At 59.5% G+C, this 21,328-nt stretch carries 18 protein-coding genes and 3 pseudogenes; 10 read left to right on the forward strand and 11 right to left on the reverse strand.

Annotated features, from left to right (window positions below):
* Positions 1-41: 41 nt before the first annotated feature.
* The 3 genes from KI235_RS11265 to KI235_RS11275 are packed head-to-tail and all read left to right on the forward strand — an operon-like array spanning position 42 to position 2,922.
* Positions 42-1,466 carry an FAD-binding oxidoreductase gene (locus KI235_RS11265; protein WP_025214415.1) on the forward strand — a complete coding sequence of 475 codons (1,425 nt, stop codon included), beginning with the start codon at positions 42-44 and terminating at the stop codon, positions 1,464-1,466.
* Positions 1,463-1,804, forward strand: coding sequence for a cupin domain-containing protein (locus tag KI235_RS11270; RefSeq protein WP_025214414.1), 342 nt, complete (start codon positions 1,463-1,465; stop codon positions 1,802-1,804). Before KI235_RS11265 ends, KI235_RS11270 begins: the two co-directional genes overlap by 4 nt.
* A 32-nt stretch (positions 1,805-1,836) precedes the next feature.
* Positions 1,837-2,922 (forward strand): polyamine ABC transporter substrate-binding protein, encoded by a 1,086-nt coding sequence (locus KI235_RS11275; RefSeq protein ID WP_025214413.1) that lies wholly within the window; start codon positions 1,837-1,839, stop codon positions 2,920-2,922.
* Between the two features lie 462 nt (positions 2,923-3,384).
* Here KI235_RS11275 and KI235_RS11280 read toward each other — a convergent pair whose 3' ends face one another.
* The 7 genes from KI235_RS11280 to ilvD form a co-directional block, all read right to left on the reverse strand.
* A complete protein-coding gene (locus KI235_RS11280; RefSeq protein ID WP_025214412.1) occupies positions 3,385-4,746 on the reverse strand; it encodes an MFS transporter in 1,362 nt (453 codons plus the stop codon).
* A 49-nt stretch (positions 4,747-4,795) separates the two neighbouring features.
* Positions 4,796-6,025, reverse strand: a complete 1,230-nt coding sequence (locus KI235_RS11285; protein WP_025214411.1) for an OprD family porin — start codon at positions 6,023-6,025, stop codon at positions 4,796-4,798.
* A gap of 114 nt (positions 6,026-6,139) precedes the next feature.
* On the reverse strand, positions 6,140-7,504 hold the full coding sequence (locus tag KI235_RS11290; RefSeq protein WP_025214410.1) for an MFS transporter: 1,365 nt from the start codon (positions 7,502-7,504) through the stop codon (positions 6,140-6,142).
* Positions 7,505-7,586: 82 nt separating this feature from the next.
* Entirely contained in the window at positions 7,587-8,924 is a 1,338-nt protein-coding gene (locus KI235_RS11295; RefSeq protein WP_327205550.1) for an FAD-dependent oxidoreductase, read from the reverse strand.
* 33 nt (positions 8,925-8,957) lie between these two features.
* Positions 8,958-9,440, reverse strand: a complete 483-nt coding sequence (locus KI235_RS11300) for a DUF126 domain-containing protein (protein WP_212795717.1) — start codon at positions 9,438-9,440, stop codon at positions 8,958-8,960.
* Positions 9,437-10,720 carry an aconitase X catalytic domain-containing protein gene (locus tag KI235_RS11305; protein ID WP_025214408.1) on the reverse strand — a complete coding sequence of 428 codons (1,284 nt, stop codon included), beginning with the start codon at positions 10,718-10,720 and terminating at the stop codon, positions 9,437-9,439. Before KI235_RS11305 ends, KI235_RS11300 begins: the two co-directional genes overlap by 4 nt.
* Positions 10,717-12,429: a dihydroxy-acid dehydratase gene (gene ilvD / locus KI235_RS11310; RefSeq protein WP_212795718.1), complete on the reverse strand. Its 1,713-nt coding sequence runs from the start codon at positions 12,427-12,429 to the stop codon at positions 10,717-10,719. Before ilvD ends, KI235_RS11305 begins: the two co-directional genes overlap by 4 nt.
* A gap of 123 nt (positions 12,430-12,552) precedes the next feature.
* Between ilvD and KI235_RS11315 the strand changes: the two genes are divergently transcribed.
* The 3 genes from KI235_RS11315 (at position 12,553) to KI235_RS11325 (ending at position 14,811) form a co-directional block, all read left to right on the forward strand.
* Positions 12,553-13,485, forward strand: a complete 933-nt coding sequence (locus KI235_RS11315) for a LysR family transcriptional regulator (protein WP_025214406.1) — start codon at positions 12,553-12,555, stop codon at positions 13,483-13,485.
* Positions 13,486-13,895: 410 nt separating this feature from the next.
* The gene (locus tag KI235_RS11320; protein ID WP_025214405.1) at positions 13,896-14,288 is read left to right on the forward strand and encodes a hypothetical protein; all 393 of its coding nucleotides are present in this window, start codon (positions 13,896-13,898) and stop codon (positions 14,286-14,288) included.
* Positions 14,281-14,811: an RES family NAD+ phosphorylase gene (locus KI235_RS11325; RefSeq protein WP_223528795.1), complete on the forward strand. Its 531-nt coding sequence runs from the start codon at positions 14,281-14,283 to the stop codon at positions 14,809-14,811. Before KI235_RS11320 ends, KI235_RS11325 begins: the two co-directional genes overlap by 8 nt.
* Positions 14,812-15,632: 821 nt before the next feature.
* On the opposite strand, the pseudogene KI235_RS11330 reads toward KI235_RS11325, so the two are convergent.
* The 4 genes and pseudogenes from KI235_RS11330 to hpaD form a co-directional block, all read right to left on the reverse strand.
* A pseudogene (locus KI235_RS11330) lies at positions 15,633-15,752 on the reverse strand (2-oxo-hepta-3-ene-1,7-dioic acid hydratase); the annotation flags it as partial.
* 12 nt (positions 15,753-15,764) lie between these two features.
* Positions 15,765-17,069 carry an MFS transporter gene (locus KI235_RS11335; protein ID WP_025214403.1) on the reverse strand — a complete coding sequence of 435 codons (1,305 nt, stop codon included), beginning with the start codon at positions 17,067-17,069 and terminating at the stop codon, positions 15,765-15,767.
* Positions 17,070-17,126: 57 nt separating this feature from the next.
* Positions 17,127-17,513, reverse strand: coding sequence for a 5-carboxymethyl-2-hydroxymuconate Delta-isomerase (locus KI235_RS11340; RefSeq protein ID WP_038436686.1), 387 nt, complete (start codon positions 17,511-17,513; stop codon positions 17,127-17,129).
* 43 nt (positions 17,514-17,556) lie between these two features.
* Positions 17,557-18,414 carry a 3,4-dihydroxyphenylacetate 2,3-dioxygenase gene (gene hpaD / locus KI235_RS11345; RefSeq protein ID WP_025214402.1) on the reverse strand — a complete coding sequence of 286 codons (858 nt, stop codon included), beginning with the start codon at positions 18,412-18,414 and terminating at the stop codon, positions 17,557-17,559.
* A 151-nt stretch (positions 18,415-18,565) separates the two neighbouring features.
* Between hpaD and KI235_RS11350 the strand changes: the two are divergent.
* The 4 genes and pseudogenes from KI235_RS11350 to KI235_RS11365 all read left to right on the forward strand — a co-directional run.
* Positions 18,566-19,040 (forward strand): annotated as a pseudogene (locus tag KI235_RS11350) (helix-turn-helix domain-containing protein); the annotation flags it as partial.
* A 295-nt stretch (positions 19,041-19,335) separates the two neighbouring features.
* A pseudogene (locus tag KI235_RS11355) lies at positions 19,336-19,527 on the forward strand (MarR family transcriptional regulator); the annotation flags it as partial.
* 221 nt (positions 19,528-19,748) lie between these two features.
* Entirely contained in the window at positions 19,749-20,153 is a 405-nt protein-coding gene (locus tag KI235_RS11360; protein ID WP_025214399.1) for a hypothetical protein, read from the forward strand.
* A 373-nt stretch (positions 20,154-20,526) separates the two neighbouring features.
* A complete protein-coding gene (locus KI235_RS11365; RefSeq protein ID WP_025214398.1) occupies positions 20,527-21,246 on the forward strand; it encodes a helix-turn-helix transcriptional regulator in 720 nt (239 codons plus the stop codon).
* The last annotated feature ends 82 nt before the right edge of the window (positions 21,247-21,328 follow it).

A 21,328-nucleotide genomic window follows, 5' to 3' on the forward strand; every position in this document is an offset into this window, starting at 1 on the left:
GCGCATTAAGCTCTGTCGGCAATCAAACGATGGAGCAGGTAATGGCTGGTTGGGGTGGTGTGAGTTTGTGGATGGAGCAAGTCGACGAGGCGCTGACGCCGCGTCCGACGTTGCATCAGGATCTGCGAGCCGATGTGGTGATCATCGGTGCCGGCTACAGCGGCCTTTGGACGGCCTATTACCTCAAGCAGCAAGCACCGCACCTGGATATCGTCATAGTTGAAGCACAGATTGCCGGTTTCGGCGCCTCCGGCCGCAATGGCGGCTGGTTGATGGGGAATCTGCTCGGCGAAGACCGACTCCTGGGGCCCTTGCCCGCCGCCCAACGTCATGCAGGATATCAACTGCTGCACGGAATCCCCGATGAAGTGGCGCGGGTGTGCCACGTCGAAAGCATCGATTGCGAACTGCGTAAAGGTGGCGTGCTGTACTGCGCGGCGCGGTATCCCGAGCAAGAACGGCGCCTGCGCGAACAACTCGCTGCCGCCCGTGCCCAAGGCCTGGGTGAGGACGATTATCGCTGGTTGAGCGCTCAGGCCTTGTGCGAACAATTGAATGTGGCCCAGGCGTACGGCGCCCTGTATTCACCTCACTGCGCGACCCTTCAACCTGCCCGGTTGGTACGGGGGCTAGCCGATGTCGTGGAACGCATGGGTGTGCGGATTTTCGAGCAAAGCGCTGTGCTCGACTGGACGGCAGGCCAAGTTCGAACCGAGCACGGTCGGGTGAGCGCCGATTGGGTGGTGCCGGCAGTCGAGGGATATGCCAGTGCCTTGCCCCCGTTAAACAAATATCAACTGGCCGCCCAGAGCCTGATCGTTGCAACTGAGCCGCTCCCGGCCGATGTGTGGGCCGAAATTGGACTTAGCCGTGGCCAGGCTTTCAGCGAAAACAGCCGACAGGTCACCTACGGTCAGCGCAGCCGCGATGACCGCTTGGTATTTGGTGCCCGCGGTGGCTATCGCTTTGGAGGTCGCCTGCGCAGTGACTTCAACCTCAGTCAGGCCGAACGTGAGTTGCGTCAGTACTTGTTTAGCGAACTATTCCCGATTTTGCGCAATGTTCGTCTGACTCATGCCTGGGGCGGCAACTTGGGCGTCGCGCGGCGCTTTCACCCGCACATGCTGGCCGACCGCCGCCAGAAAATTGCACTCGCCGGTGGCTATGGCGGCGAAGGCGTAGGCGCCAGCAACCTGGGTGGTCGCACCGTGGCCGCGCTGATTCTTGGTCAGGACAACGAACTGACCCGCCAGCCTTGGGTGTGGTCCGACCGTCCGCTGGCCTCGTTGCCGCGCTGGGAGCCAGAGCCCCTGCGCTGGCTGGGTTACAACGCCATTATCCAGAGCTTTGTTCACGAGGATCGGATACTGGCCAACCTCCATGTACCGCGCTGGCGTCGCCGGATGGCCGAGGGCCTGGCGGGTTGCATGGAACGTCTGATGAAGTCCAAGGAGCCGTTCCCATGAAGATCGATCATTTTCGCGACACCCCACGCTTGTCTCTCGTGGAATCGGGCGCTGTCGGTATACCGCTGGGTGAGCCGGTTTCACAGGTTGCCACGACAAGCGTTGAGCGCGATGACGGCGTCGAAGCCGGGGTGTGGGAATGCACCCCCGGCCGCTGGCGGCGCCAGATCGTGCAACAGGAGTTCTGCCATTTCATCCAGGGGCGCTGCACCTTCACCCCGGATGGCGGTGAGATCCTTCATATCCAGGCCGGCGACGCATTGATGTTGCCTGCGAACACCACGGGAGTCTGGGATATACAAGAAACCGTTCGCAAAAGCTACGTGCTGATTTTCTGAACTGCCTTCACCCATAACGTAAAGAACAAAGGTTGAGGTCTCGTATGTTGAAGTCGATCGTTCCGCTACTGTTGATCGCGTCCACCGCTCAGGCGGCAGACACCGTCAGGATCTACAACTGGAGCAGTTACATTGCCCCAGATACCCTGCAAAACTTTACCAGCCATACCGGGCACCCGACTCAGTATGATGTGTACGACAGCAACGAGGTCCTCGACGCCAAACTGATGGCCGGCCGTTCCGGGTATGACGTGGTGTTTCCCTCCAACCACTTCATGGCCCGGCAGATCAAGGCCGGTGCGCTGAAACCGCTGGACCGCAGCAAACTGCCGAACTGGCAGAGCCTCAACCCGACGCTGATGAAGGTTCTGGAGGCCAACGATCCGGGCAACCGATACGGTTTTCCCTACCTATGGGGCAGCACCGGCATCGGCTACAACGTGGCCAAGGTCAAGGCAGTCCTGGGCGATGTACCGATAGACTCATGGGACATCGTGTTCAAGCCGGAGAACATGAAAAAACTCGCCCGATGCGGCGTAGCCATGCTCGACAACGGCCCCGAGATCCTTCCCATCGCCTTGAACTACCTGGGGCTTGCGCATCACAGCAAGGACAAGGCCGACTACGAGAAGGCCCAGGCCCTGCTACTCAAAGTGCGGCCCTATGTGAATTACTTCCACAACTCCAAGTACACAAGCGATCTTGCAACGGGTGACGTATGCCTGGTCGTGGGGTTTTCTGGCGACGTGATGCAGGCAGCCGCCAGAGCCAATGAGGCCGGCAATGGCCAGCAGATTGCTTACGCCATCCCCAAGGAAGGCTCACCGATGTGGTTCGACATGGTCGCCATGCCCGCCGATGCTCCGAATGAAGCGGCCGGTTACGCGTTTCTGAACTACCTGCTGGACCCCCACGTCATGGCTGACATCAGCAACCACGTGCACTATGCCAACGGCAACGCTGCCGCTGAGGGCATGGTCGACAAGGCCATTCTCAACGACCCAATGGTGTACCCGCCTGAAAGCGTGATGAAGAAACTCTTCGTGCTGGAAGCGATGCCGCTGGAGACCGACCGGCTGCGCACGCGTGTTTGGAGTCGGGTTAAAAACGGACAATAAAAGCCAATCGCCGGTGATGCGGACAACCCGGATCATCGGCGACATAGCCCGTGCCTCATGTCGATTTCAACTGTAAATAGGACTAGCGTTATGCGAACCTCAAAGCGCTTCGATTAAATGGGTTGCAGCGACCATCGCCTACCTCAATGCTTCTGCCAGTGGAGTTCGCCGCAAGGCCAAAATCGGGCTACGCGCGGCCATGGCAACGATCAAAGGTGTTTGTCATACAGCCTGGGCCTCCAACATCTTCAGAGCGAGCAAAGCCGGCGTCGAAGATATCTTCGCGCAAATCTCTTAATCGCTCAGGCAGCGAGACCTCAAATAGCCGTATTTACACCTCTGGCTCTTCCTCTCAGCAACGCGCTAAAACGGCGCTGAATCGTTGAGGGAGAAACTCCGTCAGACGTAAAGCAAAGACGAGTGACTTGAAGTGCTTTCTTTGTACCTTGCTGAGTTGTACTTCTAGGTTGTGCAGGAGCTTGCCTCGGCTTTCATGGACGAGCGCCTATCGATGCGCGCCACGGTGTAGGCGCACACGGCAAGCACCGCCGGACACAGAGCCAATACCGCGAAGCTCTTCACGACAGGCATGCCGCTGTTGAGCACATGAGCACCGAGCAGCGGCCCGCATACCGAGCCAAACTTGCCCATGGAGGCTGCCCATCCGGCGCCGTTGCCGCGAATGGCACTGGGGTAGAAAATCCCGGCGATGCTGGTGATGCCGTAGTGACTGCCCTTGACGAAAATGGCGCCGACCATGCTCAGCGCAATGAAGGCGTTACCCTGCAGGTCGCCAATGCCCAGCGCCAGCAGGAAGGGTAATGAGAGCAGGGGGTAGATCATCACCGCATAGGGCCCCCGGGTGTCGACCACTCGCATCAGCACCAGCCCGGCCATGGCGCCGCTGAAGGACGCGAAGGAGCTTACCCAGGACGCAGTAGCCCGGTCGAAGCCCGCATACTGATACACCAGAGGGCTCCATGACGCGAGGAAATACATGGCCATGGAGCTTGCGCCAAAGCCGATCCAGATCATGGGCGTGATCCATTTCAGTTTGCCGATGAACAGTTGCCCGACCCGAAATGGCTGGCGGCCAATGTCGATTTCATCGGCGAGAAAATAGCGGTCCCCGGCGCGCACATCGATGCCGGGATCCAGGAGCTTGAGGATGCCCACCACGGTTTGCGGTTGTTTCTGTTTGCTCACCAGGAACCGTACCGACTCCGGCAGGGTGAAAAACAACAGGACGCTGGAGAGCAGCGTGGCGATGCCGCCCAGCACGAACACACTGGCCCAGCCGTACTGCGGGGCGAGCCATACGGTCAGTGGACCGGCTGCCGCGCCCCCCAGGCTGAAGCCGACCATGATGATAGTGATCACGCTGGCACGGTAGCGCTTGGGCACGAATTCGATATTCAGTGCCCAGCACAGCGGCAGCATGGCACCCAAGGCAAAACCGTTGAGGAAACGCAGTACCAGCAGCGAGGCGTAGCTGTCGGCAAAGGTGAACAGCAGCGTCAGCACACCAAAGGCGCTGGTGGACAGAATGATGGTCGGACGGCGGCCGATCCGGTCGCCGAGATAACCGAAAAAGAACCCGCCCAGCATCATGCCGAACAATCCGATGGAAAAAATGTTGCCCAGTTGCAGTTTGTCCAGGCCGATTTCCTCGGCCATATAGGCGGCGGTATGGGACAGCATCAACAAGTCGAAACCATCGAGGAAGGTTATCAACACCGACACGCAGATGATCAGATAGTTGAAGCCCGACAGCTTGCGCCCCTCGATCAGGGCGGCGACATCAATGGCGCGTGACGACGTCATAAGTGTTCTCCCGGTAAGACGTATGCGAGCGGGTTCCGGTGGGCGGGGCTCACCACAGTTTCCAGGTGTAAGCCACGATCAGGCGGTTCTCATCGAGTCGCTGGGTCAGGCCATTCCCGGAGCGGAAGGTGAGGTTACGCCAACGCACGTTCAGGCCTTCCAAGGCACCGCTTTGGAAGACGTAAGCCAGGTCGGTGTCACGCTCCCACTCACTGCCGTCGCTGACCGTGCGCGTATGGATATCGCTGCCTTTCACGTAACGGGTCATGAACGTCAGGCCGGGCACGCCGAGCGCAGCGAAGTCATATTCGTAGCGCAACTGCCAGGACTTTTCGTTGGCTTTGGTGAACGAGTTGTAGGTGACCAGGTTCGCCACATAGGGCGTACCGGTATCGATGACTGGAAACACGCTCTCGCCCGACAGGCGCTGGAACGCCGCAGAGAAGCGCTGGGCCCCGACGGTCAGGGTGAACATGCCGTTGAAGTTGCGGTTATCGATCCTCCCGGCTTTTCCAACACCGACATCGTCGCTGTCGACGTAGCGCAGGTCGGAGCGCAGGCTCACGCCTTCCCCCAAGGGCAATACATGGATCAGGCCGGCGAACTGCTGACGGTAGATGTCTTGCAGCTCACCGTAGTGGTAACGCAGGGTCAACTGCTTGCCGACGGTGTAATCGCCGCCGAGCAGGTCCAAGTGATCGCTGCTTTGGCCGGCATAACTGACGTCGTCGTTGCTGGATGAGTCGCGGCCATTGGCTTTGGTCAGTCTGGCTGCGGTGACGGTCAAGTTGTCGAGCTCGCCGGACGTCAGGTAGGCACCGGTGAAGGTGGAGGGCAGCAGTCGGGTATCGCTGTAATACGCCAGCGGATGAATCGGCATCAGCGTGCCGACCTTGAGCTGGGTCTTGGACAGGCGCATTTTTGCGGTCAGCCCCAGTTCGCTGTAGTCGTCCACCGGTTGATGGCTGTCGGGGCCATAAGGCAATAGCCCACTGCCACGACGGCCCGCGCCGGAGTCGAGCTTGATACCCAGTTCACCCAGGGCATCGAGGCCGAAGCCCACCGTGCCGTCGGTGTAGCCGGATTGAAATTCGGCGATAAAGCCTTGGGTCCATTCCTCGGCCTTGGCCTGAGGCGCGTCGCTCTGGCGGAAGTCGCGATTCAAGTAAAAGTTGCGCGTCGTCAGGGTCGCGCTGCTGTCTTTGATGAAGTCCGCATGGGCGCAGGTGACTGGGCCACAGAGCGTCAGGGCGGTGGCAAGGAGAAGGTTCCTGTTCATTTTTATTGGTCTCAGGATCAGTAGGATTATTCAGGACGAGTTTTGCCTGACCGCGTCGATAGCGACGCGACACGGGGTGCCTGGGTCAGGCGCTGTAAGCCGGCAGGAAGGTGCTCAGGTTTGAGACGGGGCGGGCAACGGGTCTGCCGCAGGAGGGCGGCGAGTCAGGTGGCCGATGACGAAGGCGCAGGCCGCCAGCATGGCCGGGCAGATCGCCAGGACCAGGAAACTCTTGACCACCGGAAGGCCGCTGTTGAGTACATAGGCGCCGAGCAATGGGCCGAGGATCGAGCCGATCTTGGCGATGGAGGTGGCCCAGCCGGCGCCATTGGCGCGAATGGCACTGGGGTAGAACACCCCGGCGATGCTGAGGATTCCATAGTGAGAGCCTTTGACGAACACGCCGCCGACCAGGCTCAACATCAGGAACGCGGTGCCTTGCATGCCGGTGATGCCCAGTACCAGCAGGAAAGGCAAGGCCAGCAACGGATAGATCATCACCATGTACGGCCCACGGGTATCGACGAAACGCATCATCGCCAGGCCCGCCATCGCACCGCTGAACGATGCGAGCGAGCTGACCCACGACGCTGTCGCGCGATCAAATCCGGCGTATTGGTAGACCAGCGGGCTCCAGGAAGCGAGGAAATACATGGCCATGGAGCTGGCGGAGTAGCCCAGCCAGATCATGGGCGTGATCCATTTCAAGCGACCGATGAACAGCTGGCTGACCCGAAATGCCTGGCGACCGATGTCCGGCTCGTCCAACAGGACGAATTGGTCAGTGCTGCGTACGTCCAGGTTCGGGTCCATGCGCTTGAGAATCGCAGCGATTTTCTCCGGAGCCTTACGCTTGCTGGCCAGGAAACGCACCGATTCGGGCAGGGTGAACAACAACAGCACCCAGGCGAACAGCGTGACCACGCCGCCGAACACGAACACGCCCTGCCAACCGATATGCGGCGCCAGCCACACCGTCAGCGGGCCGGCCATCGCGCTGCCGAGGCTGAACCCGACCATGATGATGGTCACCACCGTGGAGCGGTAACGCTTGGGGACGAACTCGATGTTCAAGGCCCAGCACAACGGCAACATGGCGCCCAGGGCGAAGCCGTTGAAAAAACGCAGGACCATCAGCGATGCGTAGCTGTCGGCCATGACAAACAGCAACGTCAACAGGCCGAACGAGCAAGTAGAGAACAGAATGGTGGGACGCCGTCCGATGCGATCACCCAGGTAGCCGAAGAAGAACCCGCCCAGCATCATGCCCAGCAGGCCGATGGAGAAAATTTCGCCCAGTTGGATCTTGTCCAGACCGACCTCATCGGCGATGTAGGAGGCGGTATGGGAAAGCACCAGCAAGTCGAAGCCATCGAGGAAGGTGATCAATACCGAAACCAGAATCACCACGTAGTTGAACCGTGACAGTTTGCGCGCCTCTATAAGCGCCGCGACATCCAGGGTACGGGACTGTGACATGTGCGTTCTCCACTGTATTTCTTATTGTTGTCGGAGTGGCGCCCCCCGTTCACGCGGCGGGCGCATCGAACTGCTTGAAAACCTATTCCAGATTGAAGGCCAGCCGTTCGCGCAAGACTTGCGCGGGTATATCACTCAGGCGGCCGTCCGGGCCAGCCAGATCCAGCGCGTGGGCGGCGGCGGCCCCCATGGCGATACACGGTCCCATCACGCGCACACTCGACAGCGCGGCCGCGTCGGCGTCGATGCAGCGGCCCGCGACCACCAGATTATCGCTGCCTTCGGGGAGCATGCTGCGCAGCGGCACACTGTGGACATGATCGTCGCCAAAGGGCTCCCACTGATAACCGGTGCTGTTGCCGTGCAATTCCACCGGCCAGGACGTGCGCGCCACCGCATCCGGGAACATCGTCGCGGCTCGTACTTCATCGGCGGTCAGGTGATGTTGGCCGACGATCCAGCGGGTCTGGCGAATGCCTGGCAGTGCATACGCCCGTACCCTGGCCTTGCCGTAGGCCTGGGGGTACTCCGCTTTGAGAAAGTTGATCACCTGGTCCACCTGTTGGCGCCCGGCGATGGCGACGTGAGACGCGGCGATCGGATCCAGGGGCGTTTCGATGTGCGTCATGTTGAACGCCGCCGTGCCGCGTCCAGGGAACTGGAAGAACAAGCCGTCGTCGCGCTCGATGCCGTAGTGCCTGGCTTTTTCCTTGACCCGTTCGGTGAATTGCGCGCGAGTCGGCAGGTGCGCTTCATTGATATGCTCGAGGACGAACATCTGGGTGCCATAGATGGGCGTATCCGGCTCGCGACAGGCGAGCCCGGCGTTCCAGACCAGTGCCGCATCGCCACTGGCATCGATAAAGCCATTGGCCGCCACGCGGACGTCGCCATAACGGGTGGCCAACTCCACTTCCTGGACCCGCGTGCCTTCGCGCACCACGTCACGCAACACCGCACCGAGCACCACGGTGATGCCAGCGTCGAGCACCTTTTGCCCCATCCAGCGACCGAGGGCCACCTCGTCATAGTAAACCACGGTGGTCAAGGGGCCGATGGATTGGTGCAAATCGCCCGAGGCGCCCAGGTCGCGAAGGATGCCGTCGGCGATGCCATGGGTCAGCAACTGGCGGTTCGGACCGTTGGAGAACAATCCGCAAAAAGTCCCGATGATCGAACCGACCGCCTGGCCGCCGAGCATGGGCAGGGCATCGAACAGCACGACCCGCTTGCCGAGCGCGGCGGCCTCCAGGGCGGCGGAAATACCGGAAATACCCGCGCCGGCAATGCACACGTCAGCCTGCAGGTGTTGAGGGGTGGGGGCGCTGGTACGGCGTACCGTGCGAATGACATGAGCCATAAAACTTCCTTTGAGGTGTAAAAAAGGCAGCCGAGCCCGAACCCGTTGGCCGGTGGCCACGGGGAGCGGTTGTGTTCAGCAGGTATCTTCGGGTTATGACGGCGCCGGCGTTCGTTGCGGACCGTTGGGCTGTTGCGGTATGGGCGGGTCACTGCGCGATAGGCGCGGGGTCACTTCGACGATCCCGGCGTCGGCATCGACGCGCACCCAGTCCCCGGTACGGATCCGCTCCAGCGGGTCCTCGGTAAAACCGGTCATGGCGGGTGCGTGTACGACCACCGCGCCCAGGCCCATTTTTGCAGTCATTTCATTGAACAGCATGGCGCCAGGGGCCACGCCGGCGAGACGCGCGATATGGAACTGCGAGGACCAGCCGGAGGAGCCCTTGGCGCCCGGAAACACCAGGACCTTGCCAGCAAAACTGATGCCCTTGAGTTCGTGGCGGGTCTCAATGACCGTGCCGCTGCGTGGGTCGATGCCGCCCCAGCCAGAGATGCGGTCACGGGTCACCAAGGCTTCACCTTCGAAGCAGCCGCCAACGACCTTGCGGCCTCGCAGCGTAAAGGTCGCGCTCATTTCAGTACTCCTTTCCAACGACCGTCGATGGCCGCCTGGATGCATTCGGCGGTGGTGCCGAACCACGCCTGGATACCCATGATCGCCGGCAGGTAATGGGCCTGTTTGGCCGAGTCCACGGCCGCCACCCGCGTGCCCTTGGGCAGCACCTTGCCGATTGCCGAGCAGGTATCGGTCATCACATGACCACCGGCCTGCTCAATGATGCGGGTGTAGCCGGCCACGTCAGCCAGTTGCTTGATCGACGCCGCGGTAAATATCCAGAGCTCGGTGTTTGCATTCAGGCGCTGGCCTTCCAGCAGTTGGCAGATTTCCCAGATTTGTTCGAGGCTGTAATGCGGGCAGCCCAGCATGACGAAATCGACTTGCGCATCGTGCCCCGTGACGTTGACTTGCTCGTAGGCCCAGCGTCGTTCGGCTTCACCAAAGCGCAAGGTGGCTGAAGGCCGGGTAGCGCCGAACGCTTGCTCGCGGGTGGGTGCTTCAGGCGTGACCCCGACCAGGTGATACATCTCCACGCCACCGCTGGAAGCTGCCGCCGCGCCGAAGTGCTTGAGGCGAGCCAGGTTGGGCTGGTGGCTCACACCCTCGATGACCGGGATGCAATCCTGCACCTGTTCACCGACCCAGTAGCCGAGCAGTCCCCAGTCGGCGGTGGTGTTCACGTCTATATCCAACTGGATCAGGTGGGTGCCGCGACGGTTCTCGTCCAAGTGCAGGCCCCAATAGGGGATCTTGCCGGTCAGCATCGCCGCGCCAGTGCTTTCCCGGCCCTCGGCATTGGTTCGGGCGCCGAGGACCGAGTTGATATAGATCACCGCTGAGGATTCCATCCAGGCGCAGTGCTCGCCTTTCACCGGTACGTTGCCGACTTGATAAGGCGTGCAGGTATTCAACGGCTGTACGCCCAGGCCGCTGCTGTAGGCCTGGCCGGTTTCATAAATGCGCACCACGTCTTCGCCAATGCCTTGGCGGCTGGCGTGCCTGGGGTCGATGCCTTGCTGCAGGTGACTGCTGAATACCTTGACCTTGGGGATTTGGACCACCTCGGCGCTGTCGAGGTTGAACTCGCTGAACACCGCGTCCATGCCACCCTCACGCTCGGCGTACTGACGCAGGAAAGGGGTGGTGGCACCGATGGTTCCGGCCACATTCCGGGTATCCACCAAGCACTGTGCATCCAGGGCCTCACCATAACGCACCAGCAGATCCATGGCTTTCTGCACCGCCGGGCCTTGATCGCCGGCGAGCATGGCTTTCTCGTCGTCGCGCAATCTCATTGCGGTTGCTCTCCGGCGTGGGTGATGTCGCGCGGCTTGATCAGTACCGCACCGCGTTCCATGGAGGACACGTTATGGCGGTAGATATCCAGCCAGCCGCCGCCGAACTGCGGTGCCAGAGGCTGCCAACGGGCGCGCCGCGCCTGCATGTCGATTTCGCTGATATGGGCGTCGAGGCGGTTGTGGTCCAGATCGATGGTGATGATGTCGCCGTCCTCGACCAGCGCCAACGGACCACCGACGGCCGCTTCAGGGGCGACTTCGGCCACCACCAGGCCCTTGCACACCAACCCTGAAAGGTGGCCGTCTGTCAGCATGGCCACGTGGTCGCCGAGCCCGGCGCCGTCGATGGCGAACACCACTTTCGAAGCGCCGCCGCCCATGGCCGGGCCGCCGCGCACACCGGCACCGCGCATGACCACCACGTGGCCAGGCTGTATGCGCCCATCCTGCAAGGCTTCGATGGCATCGGCGGAGCGCTCGAAACAGATCGCAGGGCCTTCGAAGCGGCGCATCTTGTTCGGGTCGATGCCGTATTTGACGATGCCCGCCTGGGGCGCGATGTTACCGCTCAGCATCACGATGGCGGGCTGGGTGGCGAAGGGGTTGTCCAACGGGCGGATCACCGCGTCATCACTGACGGTCACCCCTTGCAGGTTTTGCTTGAGGGTTTTTCCGGTGACCGTCAGCACGTCTCCATGCAACAGCGGTTCCAGGCGCTTGAGCAGCCCACGCCCACCGCCCGCGGCCTCCATTTGCTCGATGCTGTGTTCTCCCACCGGCCGTACACCGACCAGCACCGGCACCTTGTTTCCCAGGTCCCTGAAGAGTTGGTAGACGTCGACCTCAACGCCGCCTTCGGCGGCCACCGCCTGCATATGTTTGATGGTGTTGACGGAGCCGCCCGCGGCGAGAATGGTCGCGACGGCGTTGGCGAAGGCATGGGGGGTCAGGATATCCCGGGGTTTGAGGTCTTCCTCGATCATTTCCACAATACGTTGGCCGGCCTGGCGCACGAAGTCGAACATCTGCGGGCTGTTGGCGGCAATTGGCGTGCTGCCAGGCAGGGCCATGCCCAGGGCTTCGCACACCAGGTGCATCGAGTTGGCGGTGCCCATCCCCGAGCAGACCCCGGGGCCCTTGATGGCATTGCGGGCCATGCCGGCCAGCTCCTCGACCGGCAATTTGCCAGTCACCACATGCATGGAACTGATGAACACGTCTTCGATATCGACATGCTTGCCGTTGTATTCGCCGCTTGGCTGGTACCCGCACACCACCACCAGGGTCGGGATATTCAGGCGGGCGGCCGCCATCAGTTGGCCGGGTACCGTTTTATCGCAAGAGGCCAGGCAGATCATGCCGTCGAGCTGCGCTCCTTCGACCGCGACTTCGATGTCGTTGGTGATGAGGTCGCGGGCGGCGAGCATGTAGGCGCCCCCGGCACCGGCGCCGGTGATGAAGTCGCTGGGCGCGGCGGTGCGAATTTCGAAGGGCAGGGCACCGGCCTCGCGTATTGACTGCTTGAGGACCTCCGCGATGCCATCCAGGTGACTGAAGCAGATCGCCAGGTTGGACGATGAGTTCACGATAGCGATCTTGGGTTTCTCCAACTCGCTTTCGTCAATGCCCAAGGCACGCCACTGGGCGGCGCGCACAGCCCATAAATAGGAGCCATAGGGGAAATTGCTGCGCAGTTTCTTGGGCATGGTGTGCTCCGTTATTGTTATGAGGATGCCAATTCGGTTAATCGAGTTAACGATCTTGTGCCGAGTCTAGGCTTCGACCTAGAATCCGAAAACCTTATTTCACTTATAGATAAAATCCAAAATATGGATATCAAGGACGTCGATCTCAACCTGCTGAAGGTCTTCGATGCGCTGCGCAAAAAGCAAAGCGTGACCCTGGCCGGTGATCTCATGGGCCTCAGCCAGCCTGCCATGAGTTTCGCCCTAGCCAAGCTACGCACGTTGTTCGACGATCCTTTGTTCATCCGGACCTCCCGCGGCATGCAGCCTACCGCCAGGGCCCTGCAGATCGCCGAGCCGGTGCAACGCATCCTGGAGATGGTCAGCAGCGAAGTGTTGCCGTCCACGGGGTTCGTCCCCGAACACTCCGACCGACAACTGGTGCTGTGCATGTCGGACATTGGTGAAATGGTGTTCCTGCCCCGACTGATGCGCATGCTCGACAAAACCGCGCCAAATTTGCGAATTCGCACCCAGGCCTTGTCGTCGGAGCAATTGGAGGAGGGGTTGGACGCCGGGGAGGTGGACGCGGCCATCGGCTATTTCCCGCGCTTGCTCAACACCTCGATCCGGCACCGGGCGCTGTACAGTCACTCATTCGTGTGCATCGTGCGTAACGATCATCCCACTATCGGCGACAGCATAAGCGCCGAACAGTACCAGGGGGCCGTGCACGTCGCGGTCCAGGCCGAAGAGCGTGGCATGAGTGTGCTGGACCGTGAACTGGCCGCCCATGGCGTCACGCGCCGGGTGCGTTTCAGCCTGCCACGGTTCATGGGCGTGCCGTTTCTGGTGGCCGAGTCCGACATGATCGCCACCGTGCCTCTGGCGGTCGGCCGCCGTTTCGCCGAAATCACCGATGTGCGCCTGGTCCGCCTGCCTTGGGACATTTGCGGTTACGACATCCACCTGTACTGGCATACGCGGTTCCACCATGACCCGGCGAATCGTTGGTTGCGTCAGTCCTTCATTGAGCTGCTTGGCGCCTTCTATCCCAGCGAGCAGGTGATAATTTAATTTCATTAACTATCCGTCGGCACAATCCTTTGGCGTCGTACAAATCTACGAGCCACTCAGCAAAACTCACGTGTAGCATTTAAAAGATGACTCCGAGTACGCGATGTAGGGCCGAATCAGCGCTAGCGTCCGCCCTTCAAGGTCGAGACGACGCGCAGGAACTAAAGTGTGCTGCGGCCATGAACATCGAGTGCCTGCTACGACCCATACATGCAAGCGCAGTAGGGATGGTCTGAGCGTGATGCCATACGGTTGGCCATGCATAGCCCATACGAAGCGGTCCTTCGGCGTTGATGTCATGCAATCTTTCAGTGGTGTAATGGAGTGTTAGCACGCGAGGTTCTGGTGCGCTGAGAGCACCAAGCAGATCGCGTAAGCCTCCTTCGCCTCGCCTGCTCAAGGAAGCAGCAATGCTGGTTCAAGCCCGCAAAGCGGTGTTGGAAAGCGGTGATTGGCTGACCGCCGCGGACATCGGCCAGGTGGCACAATTAAGTACCCGAAACCCGAGTGCCCAGCCCAACAAATGGAAAAAGCAGGGGCAGATCTTTGCCATAAGTCACGGTGGGGTCGACTATTTCCCTGGTTATGGCTTGGATCCGGATGCAGGCTATCGGCCATTCAAGGCACTAGCCAAAGTCATTGAGGCTTTCGCTGGCCACAAGGACGGCTGGGGTATGGCGTACTGGTTCCGCTCAGATAACAGTTTTCTGGGCGGCAAAAGGCCCCAGGACTTGCTGGCACCGGCGCCTGATCGGGTGATTGCTGCCGCACTGGATGAGATCCAGAGCATTGTCCATGGCTAAGCAGCGTATCGAGTTCAGTGAGGGTAGGGCGACGCCTGCCACGGATTTGGCGGCGTCCGTCACTCCGGTGCCTGCGGCTACGCTGCACGTGACTCTCACGGTGCTTGTCAAGGGCGACGTGCTCCATCGTGTGCATCAGGATAAATATCAGTCAGATCAATTCAATCCCGGTGTACGCGGCAACGCACGCTTCAGCCCGATCCAGGATGATCAGGGCAGAGCGATTCCCACCTTGTATGGCGGCACGACAGTCGATTGCGCCTTGATGGAGACCGTTTTCCACGACGTTCCCCACACGGCTGGCTTCAAGAGTTTCGACAAAGGCAAGCTGGCTGGGCAGGTGCATTCTGCTGTTCAAATCAGCCAGCCGCTGCACCTGGTTGATCTGTCCAGCGTGGCGCTGCGTAAGTTGGGCGTCACGCGCAAGCAATTGATCGACACTGAGAAAGATCAGTACCCCGCGACACGCAAATGGGCTGAGACAATCCACCGTCAATGGTCTGATGTGCAAGGACTGTCATAGTGTCACGACAAGATGATTCGGCACGTGCGGTGGTGCTCTTTGGGTGATCGGATTCCTGACGGTGCGCTCCATCCGCAGGGGGCGTCACGAAGCTTGACCGGCGACTCGACTGTGTTCGACACGGTGCTCAATCTGGCTGACCGTATTGGGGCCGCCGTCATTGCGGGAAAAAGCTGAATCAAATGGACCGAACAGCACATGGTCGAAGCGGCGGCCATACTGACGATAGTCGGGCGCGCTAAGAAAGAAGACTTGCTGCGTTTGATAACGGACGGACTGAGCCTAGTTAGGGAGCCCTGTTCTGATGAAGGACATACAAGCTCTAATTCGGAGCTGGATCAACGGCGGGCCATGTCCGCCTCAGATCCTCTGTCCATACTCTTTATCACTGTGCTAGCAATAGCGTTTCCCTGAGCCAAATTGCGTACATCTTCGTTGGGGCGACAACCCTCAAGTGTTCGAATCCTCGAAGCTGAAGGTCCATTACCCAACGAGTTGCAGCCATGAGTATATTGCTCAACCCATCACGCGAGCATGTCCGGTAAATGTGTTGGGTTGTCACCTAATGTGCGCTCAATGGTTTGACCCCAGGCAACGATGGCCATGGCTTTGCTGCCGGTTAGTAAGGCTGCTTGGGTATTGGTTGCTTGTTCATACCGTCCTGCATTGGCGTCATCGTTTATGGACGTGGGCAAGGCGATGATTGCTGTCCGCTGCTGATGAAATAGCTGTTGAGTTGGATTTGATCCTTAAGAATCGTCGAGACATGGCTGAGGCTTAAAACCGGTAGGCAATTCATACCCATCTCCAGCATTTTTGGCATAAGCGTGTTCTATGGCGATCCCTGGATGGTCCAGAGAAAACTGACGCACCTTCTCGCCTGAACGCTCTGCGCGGTCTAGGCGCGCGGCGGCTTGCTGAATAAGCTGTTGATCGAGTATGACAAGGATCTCTTAGTGAGGGTTGACGATGGCTGCCTGGGTGCGCAGCACCAGCACGCCACCGAGTGCAATGAGCAGCGCCAGGGCGTAGAGGGCCAGGCTGGCGCTGTGGGTGGTGTCGCGCATCCAGCCGATCAGGTAGGGCGCGAAGAACGAAGCGATGCTGCCGAAAGAGCTGATCAAGGCAATGCCGGCGGCCTGGGTGTGGTTGGACAGGAACGCCGGCGGCAGTTGCCAGAACATCGGCAACGCCGCACTGGCGCCCATGCCGGCGATGATCAGGCCGCCCAGCACCAGGGTTGGATTGGCAGGGGCGAGCCCGGCGAGGGCAATGCCGCCCGCCGCCATCAGCAACGGCATGCACAGGTGCCAGCGGCGTTCGCGGTGCCGATCAGACGAGCGCCCGCAGCCGATCATGAAAAAGCACCCGGCCAGGTACGGCACCGCACTGAGCAGGCCGACCTTGCCGTCGCTGCCGACCCCGGCACCGTGGATCAGCGTCGGCATCCAGAACGCCAGGGTGTTGACCGCCAGCATCACCGCGAAATACACCGCCACCAGCAACCACACCTGCCGGTTGTGCAGAATCGCGGAAAACGAGGTGATGGATTTGCGTTGTTCTTCGCTGTGCAGTTGTTCGCGCAGTTGGAGTTTTTGCGCAGGTGTCAGCCAAGTGACGCTCTCGAAACTGTCCGGTAGGCATTTGAGCACCACCAGCCCGAGCAGGATGACCGGTGCGCCCTCGATCACGAACATCCACTGCCAGCCGCGCAGGCCGCCCAGGTCATGAAAGTGTTCGAGGATGCCGCCCGAGAGCGGCCCGCCGATCACCCCGGCCATCGGCACCGCTATCGCAAACAAGGCAGTGATTTGTGCGCGCCGACCGGCCGGGTACCAGCGGTTCAGGAATACCAGGATGCCCGGAAAGAAACCCGCCTCGGCCACGCCGAGCAAAAAGCGCAGTACATAAAAGCCGCTCGCGCTGTCGACCAGGAACATGCAGGTCGACAGCGCGCCCCACACCACCATCAGCGTGGCGATCCAGCGCCGTGGGCCGACGCGGTCCAGGGCCATGTTGCTTGGCACGCCGAACAGCGCGTAGGCGATGAAGAACAGGCCGGCTCCGAACCCGTAGACGGTGTCGCTGAAGTTGAGGTCGGCGCTCATCTGCATCTTGGCGAAGCCGATGTTGATGCGGTCTAGGTGGGCGAACAGGTAGCAGATCAGCAACAGCGGCATCAGCCGCCAGGTGATGGCGCTGTGGGTGCGGTCGCGGGCGATGGTCGCAAGAGTGTCGGCGGTGTTGGCTGTGCTCATGGTTTTATACTTTTTGTTTGAGAGGCCGATGGGACGAACGGGCTGGGGCGGGTTAACTCACCTGTGCCTTGAGGAAGGCGCCACATTGTTTTGCTTGAAGTTGAGCTGCTCGTGCAATTCGACCATTTCAAACGACAAGGCCAGCAGGCGTTGGGCTCGCAGGTCGGCGAAGTGCGCGGTGATGACATCGAACGGGCGTTGGGCGACGGCCTGTCGTGTCGCCAAGTCGCGGCCATGGCCGACTTTGAGGGTCATGTGTACGAAGGCGTAGTCGTGTTTGCCGTCGGCCATGCGCCAGGTGTCCAGCCGCACGCCACGGCTGCGGATGTCGCCCAGCGGGAACACGCCGCTATCGCCCAGGGTGGCGTGGACTTGTTCGAACAGGCCGGGCAGGTCCACGTGTTGCTCGATGTTGTCGGTGTACTCAGCAATGAAGTGGGGCATGGTGGCTCCTTCAGGCCGCGCGGGATGCCGGGCGGCCATGCGCTCAAACAGGGAAAATGGCGTTGATCTGCCCGGTGCCCGAGCTGCCAAAGGGTTCGGTGATGATCTCGGCGGGCTTGGTGTAATCCGGCCCGCCGAGCAACCCCAGCAGCATCGCGGTGTCATGCATCTTGCCTTCGCCAAAGCAGTGTTCGGCATAGTCCGGGAGCATCGCGCAGAACTCTTTCCAGCGGCCCTGGCGCCACATTTCGACGACGTGCAGGTCGACCTGTTTGTCGAATTCCCGCGTCCAGTTGTGGATGTTGGTTTCGGCGTTGCGATCATCGGAGAAACGGTGGGACAGCGAGCCGGACGCCAGCACCAGCACCTTGCGATCGCTTTTTTCGATGGCCCGGCGCACGGCGGCGCCGAAGGCGAAGCTGTCTTGCAGGCGATGCCAGGCGCACCAGGCGGCAATCGACACAACGTTGAGTTTCTGGTCTTGCGGGACATCCATGTGCATGTAGCGCATGGGCACCAGCGTGCCGTATTCCAGTTCCAGGCTTGGTATGTTGTGCGTCAGGGTGCGCACGTCGACGGCATTGGCTTCGGCGGCGATCAGTTCGCCCAGTTCCGGGGCGCCTGAGTATTCGTACTCCATGTTCTTGATGAAGTGCGGCAGCTCGTTGCTGGTGTAGACACCCTTGAAGTGCTCGCCGCTGTTGACGTGATAGGCGCTGTTGACCAGCCAGTGCACGTCGAACACCACGGCGGTGTCGGCGCCCAGTTCACGGGCACGCCGGCCGATTTCCTTGTGGCCGGCAATCGCCGCCTCACGGCAGCCATGGTGTTTGCCGGGCAGCTCCGACAAATACATCGAGGGGACGTGGCAGATTTTCGCGGCCAGGACGACTTCGCCCATGATAATTCTCCTGAAATCGTTGTTGTTTTAGGGGGATTCCGGTATTGCTCAATCCCCCAGCGTGGAAGGTGATGACCGCCCATCGAAATACATGCGTTTTTGATCTCGGCGAACACCTCGAAGCTGTACTGGCCGCCTCTATGACTGGTGCCGGAACCTTGATTATTTGTTCGAGGAGTTGAGTGAGAGTAGAGATGGTGAGTTATCGTCCCGGGCGTAGCGCGGCGCTGGATAGTTTGACGCGACTGACCATGGTGAATTTGTTGTGCCTGTTTTCCAACTCGTTGGAAGCAAGGCCGGCTTGGCACGAGGATATGAAAATTTTCCACCGGTTCAATGAATCGATTGAAGCTCATTCCCTGCAACATTGACCCTTGTCGCGTTACGCTGACGGTATCGGAGTGGTGGAAGCACGGCTCAATGACGTGTGTCGGAGGATGGCCGCCCTGCCGCCCAAACGGTCTATGATGGAACGTCTGATGCAGGAAGCTAAGCGTCTGCTGCTGTTCACAGACAGTTCCGCCAATGAAACCTGCTATCAGCTTTGGTTCAAGGATCCGGCTTACTTCTGTCGGTTCTTCCAGCGCTACGCGCAGATCATTCCAGGGGAGTATCGCCAGCGGTAGCCGGGGTTGCGTTGAGCAGAGCATAGGTGAATTGGCTGTTGTCTTATTGATCTTGTGCTGATGATCATGGCCGCCGATTGGGTACGTAAAAATGGCTTTTACGGTGAATTAATTGCACTTTTCAGAGCGCTTCGGCAGCAGATGCATTGATCTTGACCGAGGGAGGGATGGGCAAGCGGGCGCTGGGCCGGTAGGCTGGCGATACTAAGCTACCGAATCGCCCATTCAAGTATTTCGATATGGCTCCCCCAGACTTTCCCTGACACTGGCGTTATTGCAAGCCCGCGAAGCCGCAATGGCTTTTTTTCGACCGGCACTTAACAAGCACAATCGGACGGAACAGCAATGGCGGATCATTCGGATATCGCGTCAGCAGGGGGCGCCTGAGAGCCATCAGCTTGCTCACCATGCTTGCATTCTCGTGCCAAGCATGACCGGGGTTCTCAGTCGGCTGGAGCGCGATGGTCTCGTGCGTCGGCAGAAATCCGGTCATGGTGTGCATCATTGTGCTGTTTATGCGCAAGCCTTTAAAAAAAATAACCGGGTTTAAGTTGACGCGCGCGGTTAGTGACCGGACTGAATCAGTGCTTTTACCCAGGGGCGAGTTGATGTTCAGTTTGCCCATGCATTGCGGCAGTTCGTCCATGATTGGATTGAGCTGGAAGCGATGGACAGAGGAAAGCTTGCTGGTAGCGCAGATTTTCTAGGATGCAGGAATTCGGCTTCGATAATGCCGCTTATAGCCCTGACCAGCGCGACATCACGCAGGAAGCGTGCGGAGTTTTCGCCCAGTTCAAGCGTGGTACGGGTCAGTCTGGCCCCATGGCACTCTCGCCGATAGCGATACCGGTCGGTATCGAGCCGGTGAACGAAAAACCTTGTCTGTGCCCGTGGGGTCGACCAAACCTCTGCCTACTAGAGCCGCCACCGATCAAAATGTTCAGCGCACCCGCGGGAATATTGGCTTCAATTGCCAATTTTGGGGTTCTGCGGAATGGCAAGATTTCCTTAAGCAAGGCCTGGGGCCAGATGCTCCATGTGCTGATGGGCCAGCTTCGCTGGGACGGTCTGGACAGCCAAGACTCCATTGACGAGGGCAAGGCTGTGCAGTAGGCCTTTGTCTGGTTGTTGGCGTTAGCGTTCGACGTCAGTGGCTCAGCGGGAGATGGTCAGGCAATCTATTGATCATGGCTATGTTGCGTCGTCGTTAAGTGAAGTCGCAGTGCCAAGAACGTTACTTATCGAAGCTACATATCGTTTGGGGAGAATATTCGACTCACCTAAAAAGGGAGAAAACTGTGTCAATCAGCAGTGCTATAGGAACCATTTTCTAACCGGCTGAAAATCGCAGCGAGATAAGTGCAAGAGCCCTACGCTAGTGAAATCACGACCGATATCACGATTTTTTGAGGCTCTTGGCATTACCAGACAACGCAATCAGGCCCAGAAATTGCTCGGACGTCCGGGTTAATTACAGAGGCATGCCATGCAAATCAACCAAATGACTATGACGAGTTATGAGCTTGACTTATTCGCTCAAGTCGTCTGGCGACTCCGCACAGGTGGCGCGGGTGACGACGTGCGTCAGCAGGTGCTTGGTGATGTTACGCTGTTACTGCGGTCAGACTTTGGAGCTTCGTACCTTTGGGATAGCGGACTGAGTCGATCGACCCGTTGCGCGGCGGTCAATATTGATGCGCAAATGCTTAGGGAGTATGACAAGCGAATTCACGTGAACGATATCTTAACACCGGCGTTGAGATCCAGGCGCCAAGCTATCTGTGTCGACGACGTGATCAGCCGGCGAAGCTTAGAGCAAAGTGAGCTCTACGCCGAATTCCTCAAGCCGTGCTGGATGCACCATGGAGTGAACATTTTCTTCTTCAACCAAGGTCGGGATGTGGGTGATTTGCGCATATGGCGTAGCGTCGATCAACCTGCGTTTGGAATTAGAGAGCTTTCACTGCTTAACGCGCTAACACCCTATTTTCAGAAAGCACTTGCAGCTGAAATGCCTCCTAAGGGTGCTTTGAGTCCACGAGAACGGGCTGTTGTAGAGCACGTTGCGGCAGGTAGGAGCGATAAAGAGATCGCCCGTATAATGTCCATAGGTTTCACCACGGTTCGAACTCATTTGAAGAACGCGATGATCAAGACAAACTCTGGTAATCGAACCGAGCTTGCCATGCGTATGGGCGCGCACTGACACCTCCTCATTAATGAGGATGTTTGACGGATATTTCCATGTGCGTAAATGAATAATCGAGACCTGCAGTGGGGATCGAATG

Origin of the sequence: Pseudomonas sp. St386 (assembly GCF_018325865.1) — a bacterium.
Taxonomy (GTDB): Bacteria; Pseudomonadota; Gammaproteobacteria; order Pseudomonadales; family Pseudomonadaceae; genus Aquipseudomonas; species Aquipseudomonas brassicacearum.

Excerpts from the sequence above, each read along its gene's own strand:
- KI235_RS11265 (WP_025214415.1), top strand. The coding sequence starts at position 42 with ATGGCTGGTTGGGGTGGTGTGAGTTTGTGGATGGAGCAAGTCGACGAG.
- KI235_RS11270 (WP_025214414.1), top strand. The coding sequence starts at position 1,463 with ATGAAGATCGATCATTTTCGCGACACCCCACGCTTGTCTCTCGTGGAA.
- KI235_RS11280 (WP_025214412.1), bottom strand. The coding sequence starts at position 4,746 with ATGACGTCGTCACGCGCCATTGATGTCGCCGCCCTGATCGAGGGGCGC.
- KI235_RS11285 (WP_025214411.1), bottom strand. The coding sequence starts at position 6,025 with ATGAACAGGAACCTTCTCCTTGCCACCGCCCTGACGCTCTGTGGCCCA.
- KI235_RS11290 (WP_025214410.1), bottom strand. The coding sequence starts at position 7,504 with ATGTCACAGTCCCGTACCCTGGATGTCGCGGCGCTTATAGAGGCGCGC.
- KI235_RS11300 (WP_212795717.1), bottom strand. The coding sequence starts at position 9,440 with ATGAGCGCGACCTTTACGCTGCGAGGCCGCAAGGTCGTTGGCGGCTGC.
- KI235_RS11305 (WP_025214408.1), bottom strand. The coding sequence starts at position 10,720 with ATGAGATTGCGCGACGACGAGAAAGCCATGCTCGCCGGCGATCAAGGC.
- ilvD (WP_212795718.1), bottom strand. The coding sequence starts at position 12,429 with ATGCCCAAGAAACTGCGCAGCAATTTCCCCTATGGCTCCTATTTATGG.
- KI235_RS11315 (WP_025214406.1), top strand. The coding sequence starts at position 12,553 with ATGGATATCAAGGACGTCGATCTCAACCTGCTGAAGGTCTTCGATGCG.
- KI235_RS11320 (WP_025214405.1), top strand. The coding sequence starts at position 13,896 with ATGCTGGTTCAAGCCCGCAAAGCGGTGTTGGAAAGCGGTGATTGGCTG.
- KI235_RS11325 (WP_223528795.1), top strand. The coding sequence starts at position 14,281 with ATGGCTAAGCAGCGTATCGAGTTCAGTGAGGGTAGGGCGACGCCTGCC.
- KI235_RS11335 (WP_025214403.1), bottom strand. The coding sequence starts at position 17,069 with ATGAGCACAGCCAACACCGCCGACACTCTTGCGACCATCGCCCGCGAC.
- KI235_RS11340 (WP_038436686.1), bottom strand. The coding sequence starts at position 17,513 with ATGCCCCACTTCATTGCTGAGTACACCGACAACATCGAGCAACACGTG.
- hpaD (WP_025214402.1), bottom strand. The coding sequence starts at position 18,414 with ATGGGCGAAGTCGTCCTGGCCGCGAAAATCTGCCACGTCCCCTCGATG.
- KI235_RS11360 (WP_025214399.1), top strand. The coding sequence starts at position 19,749 with ATGCAGGAATTCGGCTTCGATAATGCCGCTTATAGCCCTGACCAGCGC.
- KI235_RS11365 (WP_025214398.1), top strand. The coding sequence starts at position 20,527 with ATGCAAATCAACCAAATGACTATGACGAGTTATGAGCTTGACTTATTC.